Consider the following 22,877-nt stretch of genomic DNA (forward strand, 5'->3'; position numbering starts at 1 on the left):
TGATATCATTGCATAGACCGAATGTCGACCACTGTCTACATTTTCATCACCAAGACAAGCCGAGCAGGTGTTGCGGCGGATCAAGCGAAAGCGATCCACTCGACGATGCGCGGCGATGAATGCAAGGAGATGAGACATGTTGGAACTCGGTCGACTCGAAGACCTGCCCGAGAACTATCGGGCGGAACTGAGCGCTCAGAATCTGGTGCCGCTGTGGCCCAGCCTGCGTTCTGTGCTTCCGCCGGGCAAGCCCGGCCCCCGCACTCAAGCGACGCTGTGGAGCTACGAGGCGCTGCGCCCGCTGCTGATGCAGGCCGGTGAACTGACCCCGATTGAAAAAGCCGAGCGCCGGGTGTTGGTCCTGGCCAATCCGGGGCACGGCCTGGAGAAGATGCAGGCCAGTTCGTCCATCTATCTGGGCATGCAGCTGTTGCTGCCGGGCGAGATTGCTCCGGCGCACCGCCACACCCCGAACGCCGTGCGCATGATCGTAGAAGGCGAGGGTGCCTATTCCACCGTCGATGGGGAAAAGTGCGCGATGCAACGCGGCGACTTGATTCTGACACCGACTGGGCTGTGGCACGAGCACGGCCATGACGGTGACGCGCCGGTGGTCTGGCTCGATGTGCTCGACCTGCCGCTGGTTTACTACATGGAAGCGTCCTACGTCGAGGAAGGGGCTCTGCAGACGGTCACCGGCGACGGTGGTGCGCAGGCTTACCTGCGCGGTGGCGTGGTGCCGTCTCCGTTGTTCGAGCGGCGTGAGGGGCGGTATCCAATTCTGCACTACCGCTGGGTCGATGTGCGCGAGGCGCTGAACGCGCTGGCTGACAAGGAGCCGTACCTCGAGGCGATCCAGGTAGCCTACGTCAACCCTGAGACTGGTGTCGACTGCGAGAACATCCTTGGCTTTTCGGCCATGATGCTGCGCCCGGGCGAGACGGTAGAGCTGCCGGTGCGCTCGCCGGCGGCAGTGTTCCACCTGATCGAGGGCGGCGCCGAGGTCGTCATCGCAGAGCAACCCTTCACCCTGGCCGAAGGCGATACCTGCTGTGCGCCGGGCTATAGCCGGGTACGTCTTGCCAATCGCTCGGACAATCTGCCGGCCTATCTGTTCATCGCCGACGAGAGCCCCTTGCACAGGAAGCTCGGTCTGTACGAAGTGCGGCGCTAACTAGCCCGCAGCCCTTTTTCACTCCCCCCGACGGTCTCAAGACCCGCCACCCGCGTAGGCCACGTGCCACGCGCAGGAGAGGTCATTGCCTGTCGCCGCGGGCCCCGTAGTACTGCAGTAGAGAGGAGATAGCCATGACATCCCAACAACCCGTGATCATTGCCGGCGGCGGCATCGGTGGGCTGGCCGCTGCACTGGCGCTGGTTCGCCAGGGCTTTTCGGTCAAGGTGCTCGAACAGGCACCGCAGATCGGCGAGATCGGCGCCGGTATCCAGCTTGGCCCGAACGCCTTCCATGCCTTCGACGCGCTTGGCGTCGGCGAGAAGGCGCGCGGCCGTGCAGTCTACACCGACGAGATGGTGATGCACGATGCGCTGGACGAGACCCTGGTCGGCCGCATCCCGACCGGCGAGGCGTTCCGGGCGCGCTTCGGCAACCCATACGCGGTGATCCACCGCGTCGATGTGCACCTGTCGCTGCTCGAAGGCGCCCAGGAGACCGGCCGCGTCGAATTCCTGACCGGCACCCATGTCGAGCGCGTCGAGCAGGACGACAAGGGCGTTACCGTTTACGACCAGCACGGCAATGCCCACCACGGCATTGCGCTGATCGGCGCCGACGGCGTCAAGTCGGTGGTGCGCCGCCAGTTCGTCGGCGATCCACCGCGCGTCTCCGGCCACGTGGTGTACCGCGCCGTGGTCGACAGGAAGGACTTCCCAGAAGACCTGCAGTGGAACGCCGCCAGCATCTGGGTTGGCCCGAACTGCCACCTGGTGCACTACCCGCTGCGCGGCGGCGAGCAGTACAACGTGGTGGTGACCTTCCACAGCCGCGACAAAGAAGAATGGGGCGTCACCGAGGGCAGCCCAGAAGAGGTGCAAAGCTACTTCCAGGGCATCTGTCCGAAGGCGCGCCAGCTGATCGAACTGCCCAAGAGCTGGAAACGCTGGGCGACCGCTGACCGCGAACCGATCGACACCTGGTCGTTCGGTCGCGTCACCCTGCTGGGCGACGCCGCCCACCCGACGCTGCAATACCTCGCGCAGGGCGCGTGCATGGCGCTCGAGGACGCGGTGACGCTGGGTGAGGCGCTGCGCGTCAACGGTAACGACTTCGTCAAGGCCTTCGCGCTGTACCAGCGCTCCCGTGTCGCCCGCACCGCGCGCATCGTGCTGTCCGCCCGCGAGATGGGCCGCATCTTCCACGCCAAGGGCGTCGAGCGCCTGGTGCGCAACGAGTTGTGGAAAGGTCGCAGCCCGGAACGCTTCTACGACGCGATGGAGTGGTTGTATGGCTGGAACGCCGACAACTGCCTGGTCAAGGACTGAGGGGGGCAGGATGAAGCTCTACAACTTCTTCCGTAGTGGTACCTCGCACCGTTTGCGCATCGCGCTGAACCTGAAGGGGCTGGACTACGAGTACGTCGCGGTTGACCTGCGCACCGAGGAGCATCTGGGCAACGCGTTCAAGGCGATCAACCCGCAAGGGCTGGTGCCGGCGCTGGTCGCGGATGAGCAGGTGCTGATCCAGTCGCCGGCCATCATCGAATGGCTGGAGGAGCGTTATCCGGAGCCGGCGCTGCTGCCGGCTGACGCCGACGGCCGCGCCCGGGTGCGCGCGCTGGCCGCCTTGGTTGGCTGTGACATCCACCCTGTCAACAACCGCCGCATCCTCGAGTACCTGCGCCACACCATCGGCTGCGACGAGGCGGTGGTGACTGCCTGGTGCCAGACCTGGATCGCCGCCGGCTTTGCCGCGCTCGAAGCGCTGCTGGCAGCCGATCCCAGCCGTGCCGGCTTCTGCTTCGGTCAGGCTCCTAGTCTGGCGGACGTGTACCTGATCCCGCAGGTGGAGAGCGCACGCCGCTTCGGTGTCGACCTGAGCCCATACCCGAACATCTTGGTCATCGACCGCCGCTGCGCCGAACTCGACGCGTTCCGCCGCGCCGCTCCGCTTGCGCAGCCGGATGCGCCGGCCAAGGCCTGAATTCCGATTCGATTACCGTTTTTCTAGAGGTGAATCCATGAGCTACCTGTTCCCCCCCGTCGCCACCGTTGGCCTGCCGGTTGCCGGCCGTGATGCCCAGTTCCCGGTACGCCGCGTCTACTGCGTCGGCCGCAACTATGCCGCCCATGCGCGCGAGATGGGCTTCGACCCGGACCGTGAACCGCCGTTCTTCTTCTGCAAGCCCAACGACCCCGAGTCGGTGGTGCCGGTGGCCGCCGGCGAGGTGGCGAAGCTGCCGTACCCGACCCAGACCGCCAACTACCACTACGAGATCGAGCTGGTGGTGGCGATCGGCAAGGGCGGACGCGACATTCCGGTCGAGCAGGCTGCCGAGCACATCTTCGGCTACGCGGTCGGCCTCGACATGACCCGCCGCGATCTGCAGATGAAGATGCGCGAAATGGGCCGCCCGTGGGAAATCGGCAAGGCGTTCGACTACTCCGCGCCGGTCAGCGTGCTGCACCCGCTGGCGCAGACCGGCGAGATCAATAGCGGCGCGATCGTGCTGACCGTGGACGGGGAGACCCGTCAGCAAAGCGACCTGACCCACCTGATCTGGTCGGTCAGCGAGATCATCGCCAACCTGTCGACGCTGTTCGAGCTGCAACCGGGCGACCTGATCTTCACCGGCACCCCGGAAGGCGTCGGGGCGGTGAAGATAGGCGAGCGCATGGTTGCGCGCATCGATGGTTTGACCGACCTGGTGGTTGACGTGGTCTGACCCCGCCCACGGGCGAATGCACGCAGAGAAAGCGCCACAGACCCGGAGCAGGGGCCGCCTTGAGCGGCGCCCTGTGTAACCGGGCGAGCGCGACAACACAACAAGCGTAGCGAACCGCCGCATAGCGCCTCGCCAGAGGGGCGCCATTACAGAGGAGAAACCGATGGATCATCGTTCCCACATCGATGTGCAGCAGTTCATCGACAGCCACCCCTTTTCCCGTTTCCAGAAAACCATCCTGTTGCTGTGCTTTCTAGTCGTGCTGGTCGATGGTTTCGACACCGCCTCGATCGGCTTTATCGCGCCGGCGATCCGCGATGAGTGGCACTTGAGCTCGGCAGCGCTGGCGCCGTTGTTCGGTGCCGGCCTGTTCGGTCTGATGAGCGGCGCGCTGTTGTTCGGCCCGCTGGCCGACAAAGTTGGCCGAAAGCCGGTGCTGGTCCTGTCTGTGTTGTTCTTCGGCCTCGCCTCCGCCGCGTCGATGTTCAGCCCCAATCTGCTCACGTTGATAGCGCTGCGTTTCCTGACCGGCGTGGGCCTGGGCGGCGCGATGCCCTCAGCGATCACTCTGACCTCGGAATACTGCCCGCAGCCGCGCCGCGCCCGGCTCGTCACGTTGATGTTCTGTGGCTTCACTGTGGGCTCGGCGCTGGGAGGGCTGGTGTCGGTGCAGTTGTTGCCCCATGTGGGCTGGCGCGGCGTGCTGCTCGTGGGCGGGGCGATGCCGCTGTTGCTGGCGCTCGGCCTGAAGGTGCTGTTGGCCGAATCGCTGCGCTTTTTGGTATTGAGCGATCGCAAGCCTGCGGCGGTGCAAGCCATCGTGGCGCGGATCGCCGGGGCCGGGGCGGGCATGCCGGACTTCATCGTCGGCGAGGCCAAGATCAAGTCGCCGGTGCGCGAGCTGTTCCGCGGCCGGCTCGCCGCCGGCACGCTGCTGATCTGGGCCAGCTTCTTCATGAGCCTGCTGATTGTCTACCTGCTGTCAAGCTGGCTGCCTATCTTGCTCAATTCGACTGGCATTAGCCTCTCGCGCGCGTCGCTGGTGACAGCAATGTTCCAGGTGGGCGGCACGGTCGGCGCCATCCTGCTTGGCCGGCTGATGGACCGGTTTGGCGCCACCCGCACGCTGTCACTGTCATATCTGGCTGGAGCGGCGTTTATCGGGTTGTGCAGCGTTAGCACCGGCCAGTTCGCCGCATTGATGCTCGCGGTGTTTGGCATCGGTTTTTGCATCAGTGGTGGCCAGGTCGGCGCCAATGCGATGGCGGCGGCGTTCTACCCGACCGGCAACCGCGCCACCGGGGTGAGCTGGTCCAATGCGGTCGGCCGCTGCGGGTCGGTGCTGGGCTCACTGTCGGGCGGCTGGCTGCTCGCGATGCATCTGCCGATCGCGCACATCCTGCTGTTGCTGACCTTTCCTTCGCTCATCGCCGCGCTGGCGATCGCCGTGCTCGGCCGGGTGAAGGCCCACATCGTGGCGCAGGGCACGCCGGAGGCGGTGGCGACGCTCGGCACACCGGCCAACTAAACACCGTTTTCTGGGGGCGCCCGGCTGGGAGCGTTGCGCCAGATATTGCAGACGGTGCGCAGCCCCTCCGTTGCATACCTGAAGGGTATGAAAACATATGAAAACGGTGTTGGACGGGGAGGAATTGGTCGTCATACCTTAGCCCAACTCACGTCACCACCGTAAGTCTTACCCCGAATCCATACCCGAATTGCATGGTGGGTCAAGCCGCCCAGGGGGGCGGCTTGACCGAAAATTCACCACAGGAGAATGCCCATCCAGCTAGCCATGTGACGAACGCGGCGACAGACCGCGTCGTACGACTCGACTGCATCAAAGAACGCAGCTTGAAGAAAGAAAACAAAGGAGAACTTGATGTCTTATCAGTGCACCCGCCTGGCTTTGGCAGTGCTGAGCCTGGGCGCAGGCTGTGCCGCCCATGCCGACGTGACCATCTACGGTACGCTCTTGCCATTCGTCGACAGCTACCGCACTACCGGCGCCACTGTCGGTAGGCCGGACAACGCTCCCAACCAGGTCAAGAGCTATCCCGGCACCAATGTGCCGTCGATGGGGCGTGAGTCGGCCAACACGTCGAACCTCGGCTTCAAGGGTGACGAGGACCTCGGCGACGGGCTGAAGGCCGTGTGGCAGATCGAAAGCCAGATCGGCATCGACGGCGACAATTCGCCGCCGTCGCTGTTCGCCACGCGCAATACCCGGCTCGGCCTCGCCTCTGCGCGCTGGGGCACGCTGTTCGCCGGCAACTGGGACACGCCATACAAGGCGGCCCAGATCGTGGTCAATCCCTTCGTCGCGGTGAACCCGTTCGACGACTACCTGATTGGCAACCCCGGCTTCGGCGTGCCGGGCACGACCACCCAGTCCGGCCGCATCAACGGCAAGGCCGACGCCTCGTTCAGCCGTCGCCAGGGCAATAGCGTGCAGTACTGGTCGCCGGAACTGGCCGGCTTCAGCCTGCGCGCCGACTACTCATTCGGCGAGGGGCGAACCGGCGCGAATGGCAACACAGCCGGCATCAACCCGAACATCTGGTCGGCGAGCCTCGCCTACAAGGCAGGTGCCTTGAGCCTGAACTACGCCTATGAGCAGCACCGCGACTACTTCGGCCTGTCGCAGCTGGGCGGCAGCACTGGTGCAACCAGCACCAATACCCGTTCACGCGACAACGGCAACATGCTGGTGGCGATCTACAAGCTGCCGACCGACACCCGTATCGGACTGATCCTGGAGCGCCTGAGTTACCACAGCGACGATAGCGCCGCGGCGGCGGTGACCAACTTCAAGCGCAATGCCTGGTACACGCTGATCCAGCAGAACTTCGGCCCGCACGAAGTGTGGGCGTCGTACGGGCGGGCCTATGCCGGCAGCTGTAACGCCAACGGGATCGCCTGTTCGACCAATGGCCTGGGCGCCGCGCAGTGGTCGCTGGGCGCCTCGTATGGACTGTCCTCGCGTACCAAGGTGTACGGGGCGGTGTATGGGATCAACAACCAGGATTCGGCCAGCTACGTGATCGCCGGCGCGCCGGTCGGGGCGGCCAGCCCGGGCGCCAGCAGCCGCGGCGTCGGTGCCGGCATCCTGCATATGTTCTAGGAGATGGGGCGCCCTTCGGCGCGCCGCCCGGGTAAAAGGGGCAGGCACAAGGGGCGGGGATTGGCCCTGTGGCTTGCGCCGACCACATCGGGTCGCGCGACGGGGGGAGTGGGGCGCTTCATAGTGTGCCATAGGCAGGGCGACGGGTCCCCGCCATGGCTTTGTTGGCGCGCGGCATGGTCCGCGCGCATTTTTTTCATGTGAGGAAAACATGTCGTTGCAAGCTGATGGGGGGCGCGCTAAAGCGGCCTGCCTGGTGCTGCTGATCGCCGCGCTGGCCGGCCTGTTATTGCTAGAGGGCAGTGCAAGCCTGGAGTTCGGGTTGTTTGCGCTGTTGGCGCTGGGGCTGCAGGCCTGGGTCGTTCGAGGGGCCAAGGCCCGGTTGGAAGTAGCGGATTATTACGTCGAGCCGCTGCAAGAAGGTACGGCCACACCGACGTTGATTCAATCCGCTCCGTCGCGCCGTGATGAGGTGCTGCCGACGGTCCGCGATCACCTCGGCCGGCTGCGCGAACGCTGCGAAGGGCTGAGCGAGGAGTCGGAGCAGTTGTCCGGCCTGGTCGAGCAGTCGATGAACTTCATCGGGCGTGCCAGCGAGCTGGCCAAGGCCTCCGGCGAACGGGTGCAGGCCAGTGTGGGGGCAGTTGGCGAGGCGGCCAAGGTGATCGACAGCCTGGCCGAGCATACCCGGCACAGCGCCGAGGTGTTCGATGACCTGTCGAGTCAGTCGGAGCGCATCAGTCGCATCGTCGGCAGCATCCAGGAAATCGCCAAGCAGACCAATCTGTTGGCGTTGAACGCGGCGATCGAGGCGGCGCGCGCCGGCGAGTCGGGGCGCGGTTTCGCGGTGGTGGCGGACGAGGTGCGCAAGTTGGCCGAACGCGCCAACGCATCGAGCGAAGAGATCGGTCAGATCGCCGACGGATTGAGCCGCACTGCGCACAGCGCCGGTGCCGGGGTGGAGGCGGCGCGGACCAGCACCGAGCATGGGCTGGCGCGGGCGCATGAGGCGGAAAGCGCGATGCGCCAGATCGAGCAGGGCGCGCAGCAGCGGGTGCAGATGGTGTTCGGCACGAACAGCCTGCTCGTGCAGCAGCAGACGATCAGCAACCAGCTGCGAAAGGACTTACTCGGACTGGTCGACGAGGCGGAGCGGGCGCTGCAGCTTTTGAAGCCGTTGTTGGACGAGGTGCGGACGGCTAGGGCTGCTTAGCGTGCCTTTCCAAGGGGCGAACAAATCAAAATAGCGATGACTTATCGCCAAAGGAGAAGCTATTGCTATTTGAGATAAAAAATGGCGAAAGCCATATGGAATCAAGGTCATGACATTGAAGAATCTCAAAGTTGGCACGCGCTTGGCCATGCTGCTGGGAGGGATGATCACGCTGATGCTGATCATGATGGGGGCAGGCCTCACTGGGATGGCGGCAATGCAGGACAAGATCGACATGGTCACTGCCAACCGCCTTCCCAATATATTGCTGCTCCACAAAGGGCAGGCCGGTATCAGCGCCATTCGTCTTGCGACACGTGACTTTATGCTGGCGACGACGCCCGAAGAAAGACTCAGTGGCAAGCAGAAAATACTGGCGACCAGAGCGGCGACAGGCGATATCTGGGCACGGCTCAAACCCACGTTGACCGATCCGAATGCCATCAAGCTCTTGGAGCAGATTCAGCAGAGACACAATGAGTTTGGTTTGGCCCAGGATCGAGTCTTCAGCCTGAACGAAACAGGGAAAATGGATGAGGTCAAAGCGGTCATTGCCAATGCGGCCCAGGGTATCCGGACCTACCAAGCGCTGGTTGACCGCCTGGCGACATGGCAAAGCGAGTTAGCGCAACAGTCAGGGCAGGAGGCTCAGGCGGGTTTCTACCGTGCCCGCACGATCCTGATCGTTAGCAGTGGCATCGGCATCGTGCTGTCCTTCATCTTGGGGCTGATGATCTCGAAGAGCATTACCCGTCCACTCGGCCAAGCGGTCGAGGCCGCCAATCAACTGGCAAGCGGCGACCTGTCGGTCCGCCTGCATGCTGATACCCGGGATGAGACAGGGCTGCTGCTGAAGGCCCTGGATCAGATGGCCGGTAAGTTGTCGCAAGTCATCGGAGAGGTCAGTGCAGCCACCGAGGTGGTAACGGGTTCGGCTGGGCACCTGTCGACTGCCGCCAAACAGGTTTCCATTGCCACGGAGGCTCAAGCCAATGCGACAGCCTCGTCTGCAGCGGCTGTGGAACAATTGTCGGTCAGCATCGACCGGGTTTCTGCTTCCGCACAGGAGGTCACGGTGAAAGTGACCGAAGCGGGCCACCTGGCGACAACGAGTGTGAGTAATGTCGATTCGGCGACCGGTCAGGTCAAGGCCGTGGCCAAGTCGATCGATGCGTCTGCCAATGAGATCAGGGTGCTTTCCCATTCCGTCCTGCAGATTGGCGATTTGGCGACGGTAATCAAAGACATCGCCGACCAGACTAACCTGCTGGCCCTGAACGCAGCGATTGAAGCGGCCAGAGCCGGCGAGCAAGGCCGAGGGTTTGCCGTTGTGGCGGACGAGGTTCGCAAACTCGCAGAGAAAACCACGGGGTCAGTTCAGGAAATCGACGGTATGATCCAAGCCATACAGCGTGGTGCGATGGATGCGGCAACCGGTATGCAGCACAACACCACGGTGGCAGGTCACGTGGTATTGCTGTCGGAGGGGGCCAGTGCCTCAATCCAGGCGGCAAATGATGCGTCCACGCAGGTGATTCAACTCATTCGCGAGATAGCTGATGCGCTTGAAGAACAGAAAGTGGCATCCGTAAATTTGGCTCAGAATGTCGAAGCAATCGCTCAGATGTCAGATGAAAATACTTCAGCCACCCATTCTGTTGCCGAGACTTCTCACGATCTCGCGACAGCAGCAAATCGGCTCAAAGCGTCAGTAGACTTTTTCCGATTGGCATAATCGCTCGGTAGCAGTGGATTTACTCGGCGCCCAGTCCCAGGCGGCGAAGCAATCATAGTCAGAAGCAATCATAGTTAAATGGCGATGGATGATTGCCTTCATCGCCGCAAAAATCCTGCTGTAGCGCTACGTCTCCTTGCCGTATTGTTTAGAGCCGCTAACAAAACTCAGCGAAGCGGCGTCGGCGCGCTATGCAGCAAACGTTGCTCTGAATTTTGTAAGCGGCGCTTAGCCACCCTATGCTTGATGCCCTCCCATTCCTCCTCTCGCCAGCATCCTGTTGGCGTACGGCCTCAGTAGACGCTGTTCTCTGGCTAGGATGGTAGCGAATGCGTACCGTCAATGATGTTCGCCGACGATTGAGCATGTGGACGTCGAGCACGACCCAAGCCAAACCAGCCCGTTGCCCCAGGTTGTGACTCCGGCCGATGCTCTGCCGCCGCGCTCAAATCGTCCCGCATATTGAGCGTCCGGCAGAGCCGGATGGCCGCGTCGGGGAAGGTCGATCAGCGTCCTCGCTTGCGGTCGCGCAGCGATGCCACTGGCCCTATCAGTCAATGACTCACTGGTTTGAGGGCGGCGTTATAGCCACTGTCAATGAGGGAGCTGCGGCATGTGACCAAGGCAGCGGACAATGTCGTCAAACTCCTATCGTCGGATAACCTGCAAGAGGTGATTTTGCAACAAAGTCATGCGGTTATACATGAACTATGCTGTTTCTTAGAGCCTGTTCACGATCTGCTGCAGGCGGGTGATCCTGCGTTGAAATGACGCTCAATATGCTTATCTATTTGATAGGCATATTCCGCTTTTTCGCGTCATTTCGCCTTGGCTGACCCTTCGTTCGCGAGATCGTGAGCAGGTTCTTAGCGCCGGTCAAAATTCCGAGACGGTTAATCATCGGGGCCCCAGCCTGAGCCGCCGATCAACGGTCGGCGAAATGCTTCCAATCAGGCAATCCAATTCCACGAACGTAGATACGTCGATACCTTCAGGAGGGCTTTTTGCTGTCCTGGGGAGCTGCCCAAGCACCCCAATGATCCTGTTTCGAACTTGAGAGAAGTGCCTGCAATCCAATCTGGCCGCTGATCAGACGGGAATCAGAAACGATCGAAGACGGCTTGTCGATCATGCGGTCTTCATGTGGTGGAAGGAGAGACGATATGTCCGGTTCAACGTCTGCGTCTGATACCAAGTCTGGGTCTGGGCCGGTTGCCACGTCGGCACCCTCAAACAAGCTCCGGCTCGGAGCGCTCACCGCTCTGGTTGTAGGCTCAATGGTCGGCGGAGGGATCTTCTCCCTGCCACAGAACATGGCTGTCAGCGCCGACGCAGGTGCCGTACTCATCGGCTGGGCCATCACCGCGGTCGGCATGCTCACCCTTGCATTCGTATTCCAGACGCTCGCCAACCGTAAACCAGAACTGGACGGTGGGGTCTACGCCTATGCGAAGGCCGGGTTCGGCGACTTTATGGGGTTTGGGTCCGCCTGGGGATACTGGATCAGTGCGTGGCTTGGCAACGTCGGCTATTTCGTCCTGCTGTTCAGTACGGCCGGTTACTTCTTTCCGATATTCGGGGAGGGCAATACGCCGGTCGCCATTGTTTGTTCGTCGGTATTGCTCTGGTGTGTGCACTTCCTCGTCCTGCGCGGGATTAAGGAAGCCGCATTCGTCAATCTTGTGACAACCGTCGCCAAGATCGTACCGCTGTGTCTGTTCATTCTGCTGTGCCTGTTCGCATTCAAGTTCCAGATATTCACCGCGGATTTCTGGGGCCAGCAAAATCCGAAGCTAGGCAGCGTTACCAACCAGGTTCGCAACATGATGCTTGTGACAGTCTGGGTGTTCATCGGCATCGAAGGCGCAAGCATTTTCTCAGCACGTGCCGAAAAGCGTACCGACGTGGGTAAGGCGACCGTCATCGGCTTTGTTGGGGTGTTGTTTCTGTTGGTGCTGGTGAACGTGCTCTCGCTCGGCGTCATGACCCAGCCTCAGTTGGCGGTACTGCAGAACCCTTCGATGGCCGGCGTGCTCGAACATGTTGTGGGTCACTGGGGGGCTATCCTAATTAGCGTCGGTCTCGTCATCTCTCTGGCGGGGGCATTGCTGTCATGGGTGCTGCTGTGTGCAGAAATCATGTTCTCGGCGGCGCGTGATCACACGATGCCGACGTTCCTGCACAAGGAAAACGCGAAAAAAGTACCCGCCAACGCTCTGTGGCTGACAAACGGGATGGTCCAGTTGTTCCTAGTGATCACGATGTTCTCCAAGGGCACCTATCTGTCGCTGATCTATCTGTCGACATCGATGATCCTGCTGCCTTATTTCTGGTCTGCTGCTTATGCCCTGCTGCTCGCGGTACGGGGCGAGACCTACGCAGGTGAGAGCCAGGAACGCAATAAGGACTTGGTCATCTCAGCCATCTCCGTGATTTACGCAGTCTGGCTCCTCTATGCAGGTGGCCTCAAATACGTGCTGTTGTCAGCGCTTCTGTATGCGCCGGGTGCATTGCTCTTTGCCAAGGCGAAGCGTGAGGTTGGACAACCTGTTTTCACCTCGATCGAAAAAATCATCTTTGTGGTAGTGGTAATCGGTGCGTTGATTGCCGCATTTGGCCTCTACAAGGGTTTTCTCACGCTGTAATTTCAGGAGTAGCATGATGAGCACGGACACAGTCAGCTTGGGCGTTCACTCCGAAGCCGGCAAGCTACGTAAGGTCATGGTTTGCTCGCCGGGGCTGGCCCACACACGTCTGACACCGAGCAATTGCGACGAACTATTGTTCGATGACGTGATCTGGGTCAGTCAGGCAAAGCGCGATCACTTCGACTTTGTGACGAAGATGCGCGAGCGTGGCGTCGAAGTGGTGGAAATGCATAACCTGTTGACTGAAACGGTGCAGATCCCGGAAGCGCTGAAATGGATTCTCGATCGCAAAGTTCGATCCAATACCGTTGGCGTAACCTTGGTGAGCGAAGTGCGGTCATGGCTTGAAAGCCTCGAACCTCGAAAGATCGCGGAGTTTCTGATTGGTGGCGTGGTTGCCGAAGATATTCCCGACAGTTCGAATACCAGCACGCTCAAGATGTTCCGTCAGTATCTGGGGCATTCGGGCTTTGTTCTGCCTCCACTGCCCAATACCCAGTTCACCCGTGACACGACCTGCTGGATTTACGGCGGCGTTTCGTTGAATCCGATGTACTGGCCGGCACGCCGTCAGGAGACGCTGCTCGCCACTGCCATCTACAAGTTCCATCCCGACTTCGCGAGTAAACAGTTCGAGGTCTGGTACGGCGACCCGGATGCCGACCATGGTGCGGCCACGCTGGAAGGCGGTGACGTGATGCCGATCGGCAAGGGGACCGTCCTCATTGGCATGGGCGAGCGCACCAGCCGGCAGGCCATCGGCGAACTTGCGCAGAACCTGTTCGCCAAGGGCGGGGCTGAACGGATCATCGTGGCCGGCTTGCCCAAATCCCGTGCCGCAATGCATCTGGACACGGTGTTCAGCTTCTGCGACCGCGATCTCGTGACGATCTTCCCCGAAGTCGTCAACGCGATTGTGCCGTTCTCCATACGCCCGGACGACGCTAGCCCTTCGAAGCTCAGCATTCGCCATGAAGAAAAACCCTTCGTCGAGGTGGTGGGCGAAGCGCTGGGGCTGCCAAAACTGCGCGTGGTGGAGACCGGCGGCAATGCATTTGCGGCCGAGCGGGAGCAATGGGACGACGGCAACAACGTGGTCTGCATAGAGCCGGGCGTGGTGGTCGGATACGACCGTAACACGTACACCAATACGCTGCTGCGCAAGGCGGGTGTCGAGGTCATCACCATCATCGCGAGCGAACTGGGCCGCGGACGTGGGGGTGGCCATTGCATGACCTGCCCGATCATCCGGGACCCGATCGATTACTGAGTGTGCCGCGTTCGAGGCGACACCCCGCTTACCTGCATTTTGCATTGGAGAAGCGTCATGGCATTTAATCTACGCAATCGCAGCCTCCTGAGTCTGATGCATCACAGTACCCGCGAGCTGCGTTACCTACTCGACCTGTCGCGTGACCTGAAGCGTGCCAAATACACCGGCACCGAGCAGCAGCATCTGAAGGGGGTGAATATCGCGCTCATCTTCGAAAAGACCTCCACGCGTACCCGCTGTGCGTTCGAAGTCGCCGCCTACGACCAAGGGGCGAATGTCACCTATATCGATCCGCATTCGTCGCAGATCGGGCACAAGGAGAGCATGAAGGACACCGCGCGCGTGCTCGGCCGCATGTACGACGCGATTGAGTACCGTGGGTTTAGTCAGGAGATCGTCGAAGAGCTCGCCAAATATGCCGGCGTGCCGGTATTCAATGGCCTGACCGATGAATACCACCCGACGCAGATGCTCGCCGACGTGCTGACCATGCGCGAGAACACGGACAAACCGTTGACCTCGATCAGCTATGCGTATCTCGGCGATGCGCGCAACAACATGGGTAATTCGCTGCTGCTGATCGGCGCCAAGCTCGGGATGGATGTACGGATTGCAGCGCCCAAGGCGCTCTGGCCACATGAAGACCATGTGGCGACGTGCAGGAAGTTTGGCGAGGAAAGCGGTGCGCGCATCCTGCTGACGGAAGATGCCAAAGCGGCCGTCAAGGGCGTGGATTTCGTGCACACCGATGTCTGGGTGTCGATGGGTGAACCGGTGGAGGCCTGGGGCGAGCGCATTAACCTGCTCATGCCTTATCAGGTCAACATGGCGCTAATGAAGGCGGCCGGAAACCCACAGGTGAAGTTCATGCACTGCCTGCCGGCCTTCCACAACAGCGAGACGGAAGTGGGCAAGCAGATCGCCGCGCAGTATCCCGCACTCGCCAACGGCATCGAGGTGACGGAGGAAGTATTCGAGTCGCCGCTGAACATCGCGTTCGAGCAAGCGGAAAACCGCATGCACACGATCAAGGCGATTCTGGTGTCGACGCTCGCGGACATCTGAGTTAATCAAGGCGAAGTCCCTCATCACCGGCTCGGGGCAGGCCCCTGCAAGGCTTGTCCCGGTGCCGGGCAAAGCGTGCAACGTGAAGGGGTACATCATGCGAATTGTGATTGCGCTGGGTGGCAACGCGCTGCTGCGGCGCGGCGAACCCATGACGGCCGAAAACCAGCGCGACAACGTGCGAATCGCCGCGCAGCAGATTGCGCAGATCGCACCGGCTAACGAACTCGTGATCGCTCACGGCAATGGCCCCCAGGTGGGACTACTCGCGCTTCAGGGGGCGGCCTACAAGGAGGTGGAGGCGTATCCGCTCGACGTACTTGGCGCACAGACCGAAGGCATGATTGGTTACCTGATCGAACAGGAGCTTGGCAACCTGCTGCCGTATGAAGTGCCGTTCGCGACGATTCTGACCCAGGTCGAAGTCGACGCGAACGATCCGGCGTTCCAGCATCCCAGCAAGCCGATCGGCCCGGTCTACACGAAGGAAGAGGCGCAACGCCTTGCGGCGGAGAAAGGCTGGAGCATCGCGCCGGATGGCGACAAGTTTCGCCGCGTGGTGGCGAGTCCGAGGCCGAAACACATCTTCGAGATCCGTCCGGTCAAATGGCTGCTCGAGCGCGGCACGATCGTCATCTGCGCCGGCGGTGGCGGCATCCCCACCACGTACGACGAAGACCGCAAGCTCTCCGGCGTCGAAGCGGTGATCGACAAGGACCTGTGCTCCGCGCTGTTGGCGCAGGAACTCGATGCCGACATGCTGATCATCGCGACTGACGTCAATGCCACTTATATCGACTGGGACAAGCCCACTCGCAAGGCCATCGCGCAGGCGCATCCGGACGAGTTGGAGAGGCTCGGCTTCGCCGCGGGTTCGATGGGGCCCAAGGTGATGGCGGCCATCGAGTTTGCCCGCAACACGGGCAAGGACGCCGTGATCGGCTCGCTGTCGGACATCGTTGCGATCGCACAGCGGAAGGCGGGAACGTGCGTGAGCATTGCTGAACCAGGCATCCGTTACTATCCATAGCCGGCCTGGTAGCACGCCATCAAGAGGCTGGGCGGGATGGGAATGGCGAAGGGCATCGAACGGCGGGGGCTGAACGCCAGCCATGCGCCGTGGTGGGAACGTTTCTTCCGCCCGGACTATTCCTGGTCCTACGCATGGGATAACGCCGCCTGACGTTTGGGGAAGAGTGTGCCGACAGGTTTCAAAAAGGCCAGCGGATCGGCCGCACGGCTAGTGTTCGTCGAGTTCGGCGAAGCGATCGGCCAGATAGTCAAGCAGTGCGCGCACGCCGGGCAGCAGCCCGCGTCGCGACGGGAATACCGCGTGGATCACTCCGCCCTTGGGGTGCCAGTGCGGTAGCAGCCGTACCAGCGAACCATTGGTTAGCGCGTCGTCGACCATCATCGTTGGCAGCGTTACCACGCCGTTGCCGGCCAGCGCCGCTTGGCGCAGCGTCAGCATGTCGTCGGTGACCAGGCGCGGCCGGTGGCGCAGTGTGGCGCTGGCGCCGTCCGGGCCGTCCAGCTGCCACAGGTGTTCTGGTTGTGCCGGGCCTAGGTCGAGGCTGGGCAGCGCGTGCAGGTCGGCCGGTACCGTCGGCGTGCCGTGCCGGGCCAACAGGGCGGGGCTGGCGACCAGGCACCAGCTGCGCTCGCCCAGTAGCTTCATCACCAGGCCGCTGTCCTCCAGCGGTGGCACGCGCACCCGGATCGCCAGATCGAAGCCCTCGTCGATCACGTCGACGCGGCGGTTGGTCGCCTCCAGGTGAAGCGTCACCGCCGGATGTTCCGAGAGAAAGTCAGCCAGCATCGCGCCGACCCGCGAGTGCAGCATCGCCACCGGGCAGGCCAGCCGCACCACGCCGCACGGCTCGGTGCGCATCAGCTCGATCGCCTGCTGCGCCGCCTCGGCCTCGACCAGCATCGCCTTGCAGTGCGCATAGTAGTGCTGGCCGACATCGGTGACCGAGAAGCGTCGCGTCGAGCGTTGTAGCAGCCGTACGCCGAGCTGTTCCTCGAGCAGCGCGATGCGCCGGCTCAGCTTCGACTTCGGGATGCCCAGCGCCCGCCCGGCCGGCGCGAAGCCGCGATGGTCGACTACTTGGGCGAAGTAGTAGAGGTCGTTCAGGTCGGGTTGCATCGCGGTTCCATCGTTCTACTGGTAGAACGCTGAGAGTACATTCTGCCGTCTACCGCTGAAAAGTGCCCAGATCTAATCTTCACCCATCGCAACGGCCGATCTGGCCCCACCAGGAGACGATGATGAAGCAGATTCTCGGCATCTACAGCAGCCCGCGCAGCCACTGGGTTGGCAATGGCTTCCCGGTGCGCTCGCTGTTTACCTACGACTCGCACGGTGGGCATGTCAGCCCCTTCCTTCTGTTCGATTACGCCGGCCCGATGGCATTCAAGCCGGCCAAGAACCAGCGCGGCGTCGGCCAGCATCCGCACCGCGGCTTCGAGACGGTGACCATCGTCTACCAGGGCGAGTTGGAACATCGCGACTCCACCGGCAGCGGCGGTCGCATCGGCCCGGGTGACGTGCAGTGGATGACCGCCGGTGGCGGCATTGTGCACGAGGAGTTCCACTCCGAGGCCTTCACCCGCGACGGCGGCATGCTGGAGATGGTGCAGCTGTGGGTGAATCTGCCGGCGAAAGACAAGTTGACCGCGCCGCGCTACCAGACGCTGCTCGACGGCGCGATCCCGAACGTGGCGCTGCCGGACGAGGCCGGCTCACTGCGGGTGATCGCCGGCGACTACCTCGGCCACCGGGGCCCGGCGCAGACTTTCACGCCGGTTAACGTGTGGGACGTGCGGCTGAAGTCCGGCCGCAGCACCGAGCTGAGCCTGCCCGAAGGCCACACGCTGGCGCTGGCGGTGCTGCACGGCACGGTGCTGGTCAACGGCGAGCAGGTGGCGCGCGAGGCGGACTTGGTGATGCTGGCTCGCGAAGGCAGCACCGTGACGCTGGAGGCCAATAATGATGTGACGCTGCTGGTGTTGAGCGGCGAGCCGATCGACGAGCCCATCGTCGGCTACGGCCCGTTCGTGATGAACAGTCAAGCCGAGATCGCCCAGGCAATCGAGGACTTCAACGCCGGCCGTTTCGGTCAGGTGCCGGTCGAGATTGCGCTGTCCTGAGTCTGTCCCGGCCCATCCTGCGATGGGCCGGGTCTTTCCCTATTGGAGGGGTTATGGATGTCACCGTCGTCCGCGACGCGCTGGCGCGAGACGCCAGCTGGGTGGTGTTCCTGAACGTGCTGATGCAGCAGCTAGGCCTGCCCGTACCGGCGGTGCCGACGCTGCTGGTGGCCGGCAGCGTGCTCGCATCGCCCAGCGTGGCGGCACAATTGCTGGCGGTAGCGGTGCTCGCCTCGCTGATCGCCGATGCGTTGTGGTACCACCTCGGTCGCGCGTTTGGCTATCGGGTGCTGGGCGGGCTGTGCAAGCTGTCGCTCAATCCCGGTAGCTGCGTGGCGCAGACCGAGTCGCGCTTCACCCGCTGGGGCGTCGGCTCGCTGGTGGTCGCCAAGTTCATCCCCGGCTTCTCCACCGTGGCGCCGCCGATCGCCGGCGCCCTGCGCATGCCCTTGCCGAGCTTTCTCGTCGCCGCCGGCCTCGGTGCCGCGCTGTGGGCCGGCTCCGCCCTGGCAGTCGGTTGGCTGGGGCGCGACCAACTGCTTGGCCTACTTACGCTGCTTGGCCGTAATGGCGGGGGGCTGATGGTCGGTGCTGCATTGGTTTTCGGCCTGTGGCTGGCCTGGAAGGGCTGGCAGCGCTACCGTTTCGAGCGGCTGGCGGCGATCCCCTACATCACGCCGGATGAGCTGGACACGGCGTTGCGCTCGGCGCATCCGCCGCTGCTGCTCGATTTTCGCAGCGCCCCAATGGTGGCGGAGCAGGGCGCCTTGCCGGGGGCAAGGCGCGCCGACCTGGATGGCCTCGCCGCCGCGGTCGAAGGCTGGCCGAAGCACCGCCCCATCGTCACGCTCTGCGCCTGCCCGGGGGCGGCTACCGCGGTGCAGGCTGCGCATCGGCTGGCCCGCTTGGGCTTCCAGTCGGTGCGGCCGCTCGCAGGCGGCTCCGACGCCTGGCGGGCCCATCTGCCGCGTTGAGTCGCCTCTGCCGCGAGGCGGTGCTACAGTGCGCGCTTTGTATCGATGGGAGCGCGGGATGAAGAAACAGCAGCAAGCGGGCGGGCTGGTCTACTCGACCGAGCACGGCCGCATGTGTCCGGGCTGTCGCCAGCCTATCGACGCCTGCACCTGCACCAAGGCGGCCCCGCCGCCGTCCGACGGCGTGGTGCGGGTGTCGCGCGAGACCAAGGGACGCAAGGGCAAGGGCGTCACGGTGGTGAAGGGCGTGCCACTGGATGCCGAGGCGCTGCAACAGCTCGGTAAGCAGCTCAGGACCGCCTGCGGCTCGGGCGGTACCGTCAAGGACGGAGTGATCGAGATCCAGGGCGACCATGTCGAACTGGTGATGGACAAGCTCAAGCCGCACGGCTGGACGGTGAAGCGCGCAGGCGGTTAAGCGGTTCGACGTCTGGCTCAGCGCCGCATGGAGAGCGTCGAGGTGAGCTGACTCCGGGCCGCCGGCCGGGCAGGCCACCAGATCGCCGACCCGCAGCGGATAGATGCCGACACTCAGGCGCAGTTGGTCGGTGTCCGGCAGGATCAGGACCCCCCCCTCGTTGGCGCGCTCCGTCTAGTCTGTGGCATCGGCGGGCGATGCGTCGATGTACATGCCGTAGCTCTCTACGTTGTCGACGACACGTTGCAGCACCGCCGCGGAGACCGACTGCTCCCGTGCCCCGGGCTGGCTGATGGGGATGCCGAAGTCCACAAAGAAGCGTTCAAAGCCTTTCGGGCGCCAGCCGGTGATCCACACCACGTCCTCGCCGGAGTGGTTGATGAAGGTGTGGGTGGTATGCGGTGGCAGTTCAACGAAGCTACCTGCGGCGTAGGGCTGCCAGTGGCCATTGCTCATCACATCCAACTGCCCCTTGATAATGAAAAAGAACTCGCTCTCGCGCTTGTGATAATGCGGGGGCGGGCCGGCCACCTTGGGTGGCGTGGTCACCTCGATCATGCCGTAGGAGGCGTCTGTTACCAACGGACGGACCTTGTGGCCCAGCACCCACAACAACTCGGAATCGCTCATGCTTTGTCTCCTTGAAGTCTGGTGATGTCGCGGCCCGTCGTATCCGTGCGGGGCGAGAGTGCGGTCGGCTGGCAGATCGGAAGATCATAACGATCAGTCTGGTATTACTTTAGAGCCTGTTCTCGATCTTTTGAGTAGCAGGACGAGAAAAGCCAAGTGGATGAATTGCAGGCCGGTCTTGAGTTCGCGCTCACAGTTCTTCCGCAGGCGCCGGCGTTTCTCCAGCCTGGCGAACGAACATTCCACTCCCGCAATGTCGCTTCATCATCGCGAAACGGCTCACTGTATTCTGCAACATGCGCCACTGGCGCCACTCTCGAGCAGGTAGAGCACAGCACTTCAGACCTCGAACAGAGCCACGGTCCTTGGCTTGAAACATTGGGTGGCGTGCCTGATGGGCCTGCACAAAATCAAGGCATTACGCGGCTATAAGGCTCCTCGCCCGATTGGAGCCATTACTCGTCGCGCTCAATCGGCTCAATCGCGAGTTCACATCGGCTAGCCCGATAAAGCCTGAGTCACCGATATCACCTCTCTCCGACATTCCGAGTCGCGAACAAAACCCAACGTAGTGGCCTTGGCAAGGCAGCACAACAACGCCAAGGGGGCCTTATTAGCGGCTCTTAACCGAGCCTCGGCGTGAGGAGCTGGAATGTCCACGGTTCTAGGCGCAGCCCAATCGGTAGCAGGACAGTCTCCTGCAAAAATCCATTCGTCGCCACGCTTGTTCCAGGTTGGGCCTGTCTTTGTAGAGCAGGCTAATCCTGCCATCACACTCCCCTAGGCGAGGGGGGTGCAGGCGGGGCACCAGCGCTACCCTGAGCATGAGTTCAGGATTTGGATAACCAGCAGCCTACTGATCTGGCATACGCCTTCCTTTGGTCGCTCCAGCGCGGGGAGGGGGCGAATAGTGACTTTGTAATAAGGACGCTACCGTGAAGCGCAACGAACCTATTAGCGATGTTGAACACCTGGTCGACCCCCAAAAGCCAATCGTCTCCAAGACGGACCTAAAGGGCGTTATTACCTATGTGAATCCCTCCTTCATAGAAATCAGCGGGTTCAGCCGGGAGGAGTTGATCGGCCAATCGCACAATATCGTGCGACATCCGGACATGCCAGTTGAGGCTTTTGCCGACCTATGGAAAACCATCAAGGCCGATCGTACATGGCGAGGGCTCGTCAAGAACCGACGCAAAGACGGCGGTTACTACTGGACGAATGCATACGTCACCCCCATCACCGAAAAAGGCAAAAAAGTCGGCTACATGTCGGTACGTTCCGCTCCGTCGCGTGCCAGTGTCGAGGCGGCAGCTCGGCTGTATCGCGGCATCAATGCGGGTGAGAGTACCTTTCCGGCCACAAAGGCCCGCTACACGATGAGCATATCGCACTCCATTGCGGTGTTCGTAGGCTCTATTTTTTGCCTGGGGCTCGTTCGCAGCTCCCTCCAGGGGGCTGCCTATGTCAGCGTGGCAGCTTTGCAAATATTGATGATGTTCGCAGGGGGTATTTGGCTATCCCTGCGCATCAGTAGGCCTTTAGCTAGAGCAGAACAGGTGTTTCAGAGGCTAGTTGAAGGCGACTTCAGGGAAGAACTCGATGACAAGGCCCCGCGTGAGGTCGGACTATTGTTCACCCGCCTGCAGTCCCTTCAAGTCAACTTGCGCGCGATTATTACCGATGTTGTTCTTGCAACTAAGGTGGTGGAGAACGAGTCGGGGCGCCTGCGGGAAGAGTCCAGGCAGTTGGAAGCGCGAGTGTCCGCGCAAGCTGAGGGCATTACCACAATTGCCACTACTCTTGATCAGTTCAGCGCGGCCGTATCCGAAATTAGCGAGTCAACCAAGAAAAGCTCCAATTATGCCGAAGATGCTCAGCGCTTGGTTGCGCAAGGTCAGGCAGAAATGGAGCAGTCACGTGCGGCCTCCAATGAGGTTATTACGACAATGGAGCATACCCGTCCTATGCTCGACACCCTGCAATCTGCTGTTGCCGAAATCGACAGCGTGATGCGTACCATTCGCGAAGTAGCCGACCAGACCAACCTGTTGGCTCTCAATGCCGCCATCGAGGCTGCACGGGCAGGAGAGCAGGGGCGTGGCTTCGCCGTTGTGGCCGATGAGGTGCGCAAGCTGGCAGAACGCACTGCACGAAGCACCCAGGAAATTTCCAGCACTATCGTTCGCGTCCAAGAGAGCGCCAGCCTGGTATTCGACGCCATGAAGCAGTCCGAAGAAGCATCAATCAAGAGCGGAGAACGCCTCGAGACCACTCACGATGCACTCGGCAATATTCAGTTGATAAGTAGCGGGGTCGCACGGAGTTCGCATGAAATCTCAGCCACCTTGGCGCAGCAAACCGAGGCTTCGCAAAATATCGCCAGTAGTATGGAGAAGATGAATGCTTTGGCGATCGAGAATCAAACGACAGTGGCAAAGTTCAAGCGAGCGGCCGAAACTCTGTACCAAGTGGCCGATGAGCAGCAAGCACTTTTGTCGCTCTTCGAGAAATAGCAATAATCAGTTACGTTTTACTTTGTTGCGACTAAATTGAAAGTATTTTGCATGAAAATGCCATTGGCTTAAGTTTTTATCTTGTAAAAACGAAACGTCACCACTCCTCCCCCCTCTTTTCTTACCCCTCCTCCTCTGCATAGGGGGGGGGTATTTGTAAAGCCAAGCATATTGTTGTCATCGGACGGATGGTGCTCCTGCGCTATCTACCCGCTTTCCTTCGGAA

The 22,877-nt window shown here is 61.8% G+C and carries 19 protein-coding genes; 16 read left to right on the forward strand and 3 right to left on the reverse strand.

Going from position 1 to position 22,877, the window contains the following annotated elements; all coding sequences use genetic code 11:
• Positions 1-136 precede the first annotated feature (136 nt).
• The 8 genes from QU481_RS12225 to QU481_RS12260 all read left to right on the forward strand — a co-directional run bounded on the left by QU481_RS12225 (position 137) and on the right by QU481_RS12260 (position 9,974).
• Positions 137-1,174, forward strand: coding sequence for a cupin domain-containing protein (locus tag QU481_RS12225; protein WP_289830299.1), 1,038 nt, complete (start codon positions 137-139; stop codon positions 1,172-1,174).
• A gap of 134 nt (positions 1,175-1,308) precedes the next feature.
• The gene (locus tag QU481_RS12230; protein WP_289830300.1) at positions 1,309-2,502 is read left to right on the forward strand and encodes a 3-hydroxybenzoate 6-monooxygenase; all 1,194 of its coding nucleotides are present in this window, start codon (positions 1,309-1,311) and stop codon (positions 2,500-2,502) included.
• A 10-nt stretch (positions 2,503-2,512) separates the two neighbouring features.
• On the forward strand, positions 2,513-3,160 hold the full coding sequence (gene maiA, locus QU481_RS12235; RefSeq protein WP_289830301.1) for a maleylacetoacetate isomerase: 648 nt from the start codon (positions 2,513-2,515) through the stop codon (positions 3,158-3,160).
• Positions 3,161-3,197: 37 nt separating this feature from the next.
• Complete coding sequence (locus QU481_RS12240) at positions 3,198-3,902, forward strand: fumarylacetoacetate hydrolase family protein (protein WP_289830302.1); 705 nt, start codon at positions 3,198-3,200, stop codon at positions 3,900-3,902.
• A 163-nt stretch (positions 3,903-4,065) separates the two neighbouring features.
• Positions 4,066-5,430, forward strand: a complete 1,365-nt coding sequence (locus tag QU481_RS12245) for an MFS transporter (RefSeq protein WP_289830303.1) — start codon at positions 4,066-4,068, stop codon at positions 5,428-5,430.
• 354 nt (positions 5,431-5,784) lie between these two features.
• On the forward strand, positions 5,785-7,026 hold the full coding sequence (locus QU481_RS12250; protein ID WP_289830304.1) for a porin: 1,242 nt from the start codon (positions 5,785-5,787) through the stop codon (positions 7,024-7,026).
• Between the two features lie 211 nt (positions 7,027-7,237).
• Complete coding sequence (locus tag QU481_RS12255; protein ID WP_289830305.1) at positions 7,238-8,239, forward strand: methyl-accepting chemotaxis protein; 1,002 nt, start codon at positions 7,238-7,240, stop codon at positions 8,237-8,239.
• A 109-nt stretch (positions 8,240-8,348) separates the two neighbouring features.
• Complete coding sequence (locus QU481_RS12260) at positions 8,349-9,974, forward strand: methyl-accepting chemotaxis protein (RefSeq protein ID WP_289830306.1); 1,626 nt, start codon at positions 8,349-8,351, stop codon at positions 9,972-9,974.
• Between the two features lie 991 nt (positions 9,975-10,965).
• On the opposite strand, the gene QU481_RS12265 is transcribed toward QU481_RS12260, so the two are convergent.
• Positions 10,966-11,106 (reverse strand): hypothetical protein, encoded by a 141-nt coding sequence (locus QU481_RS12265; protein ID WP_289830307.1) that lies wholly within the window; start codon positions 11,104-11,106, stop codon positions 10,966-10,968.
• Positions 11,107-11,137: 31 nt separating this feature from the next.
• On the opposite strand from QU481_RS12265, the gene arcD reads away from it, so the two are divergent.
• From arcD to arcC, 4 genes are all read left to right on the forward strand, one after another.
• Entirely contained in the window at positions 11,138-12,619 is a 1,482-nt protein-coding gene (gene arcD, locus QU481_RS12270; protein ID WP_289830308.1) for an arginine-ornithine antiporter, read from the forward strand.
• A gap of 13 nt (positions 12,620-12,632) precedes the next feature.
• On the forward strand, positions 12,633-13,892 hold the full coding sequence (gene arcA, locus QU481_RS12275; RefSeq protein WP_289830309.1) for an arginine deiminase: 1,260 nt from the start codon (positions 12,633-12,635) through the stop codon (positions 13,890-13,892).
• 57 nt (positions 13,893-13,949) lie between these two features.
• Entirely contained in the window at positions 13,950-14,960 is a 1,011-nt protein-coding gene (locus QU481_RS12280) for an ornithine carbamoyltransferase (RefSeq protein WP_289830310.1), read from the forward strand.
• A gap of 97 nt (positions 14,961-15,057) precedes the next feature.
• Positions 15,058-15,990, forward strand: coding sequence for a carbamate kinase (arcC, locus tag QU481_RS12285; protein ID WP_289830311.1), 933 nt, complete (start codon positions 15,058-15,060; stop codon positions 15,988-15,990).
• Between the two features lie 210 nt (positions 15,991-16,200).
• On the opposite strand, the gene QU481_RS12290 is transcribed toward arcC, so the two are convergent.
• Positions 16,201-17,109, reverse strand: coding sequence for a LysR family transcriptional regulator (locus QU481_RS12290; protein ID WP_289830312.1), 909 nt, complete (start codon positions 17,107-17,109; stop codon positions 16,201-16,203).
• A 122-nt stretch (positions 17,110-17,231) separates the two neighbouring features.
• On the opposite strand from QU481_RS12290, the gene QU481_RS12295 reads away from it, so the two are divergent.
• The 3 genes from QU481_RS12295 to QU481_RS12305 are packed head-to-tail and all read left to right on the forward strand — an operon-like array spanning position 17,232 to position 19,505.
• Entirely contained in the window at positions 17,232-18,113 is an 882-nt protein-coding gene (locus QU481_RS12295; protein ID WP_289830313.1) for a pirin family protein, read from the forward strand.
• Positions 18,114-18,166: 53 nt separating this feature from the next.
• On the forward strand, positions 18,167-19,087 hold the full coding sequence (locus QU481_RS12300; RefSeq protein WP_289830314.1) for a VTT domain-containing protein: 921 nt from the start codon (positions 18,167-18,169) through the stop codon (positions 19,085-19,087).
• A 58-nt stretch (positions 19,088-19,145) separates the two neighbouring features.
• Positions 19,146-19,505 carry a translation initiation factor Sui1 gene (locus tag QU481_RS12305; protein WP_289830315.1) on the forward strand — a complete coding sequence of 120 codons (360 nt, stop codon included), beginning with the start codon at positions 19,146-19,148 and terminating at the stop codon, positions 19,503-19,505.
• A 174-nt stretch (positions 19,506-19,679) separates the two neighbouring features.
• On the opposite strand, the gene QU481_RS12310 is transcribed toward QU481_RS12305, so the two are convergent.
• A complete protein-coding gene (locus tag QU481_RS12310) occupies positions 19,680-20,135 on the reverse strand; it encodes a cupin domain-containing protein (RefSeq protein ID WP_289830316.1) in 456 nt (151 codons plus the stop codon).
• 935 nt (positions 20,136-21,070) lie between these two features.
• On the opposite strand from QU481_RS12310, the gene QU481_RS12315 reads away from it, so the two are divergent.
• Entirely contained in the window at positions 21,071-22,651 is a 1,581-nt protein-coding gene (locus QU481_RS12315; protein WP_289830317.1) for a methyl-accepting chemotaxis protein, read from the forward strand.
• The last annotated feature ends 226 nt before the right edge of the window (positions 22,652-22,877 follow it).

It is taken from the genome of Crenobacter oryzisoli, assembly GCF_030385785.1.
Taxonomy (GTDB): domain Bacteria; phylum Pseudomonadota; class Gammaproteobacteria; order Burkholderiales; family Chromobacteriaceae; genus Crenobacter_A; species Crenobacter_A oryzisoli.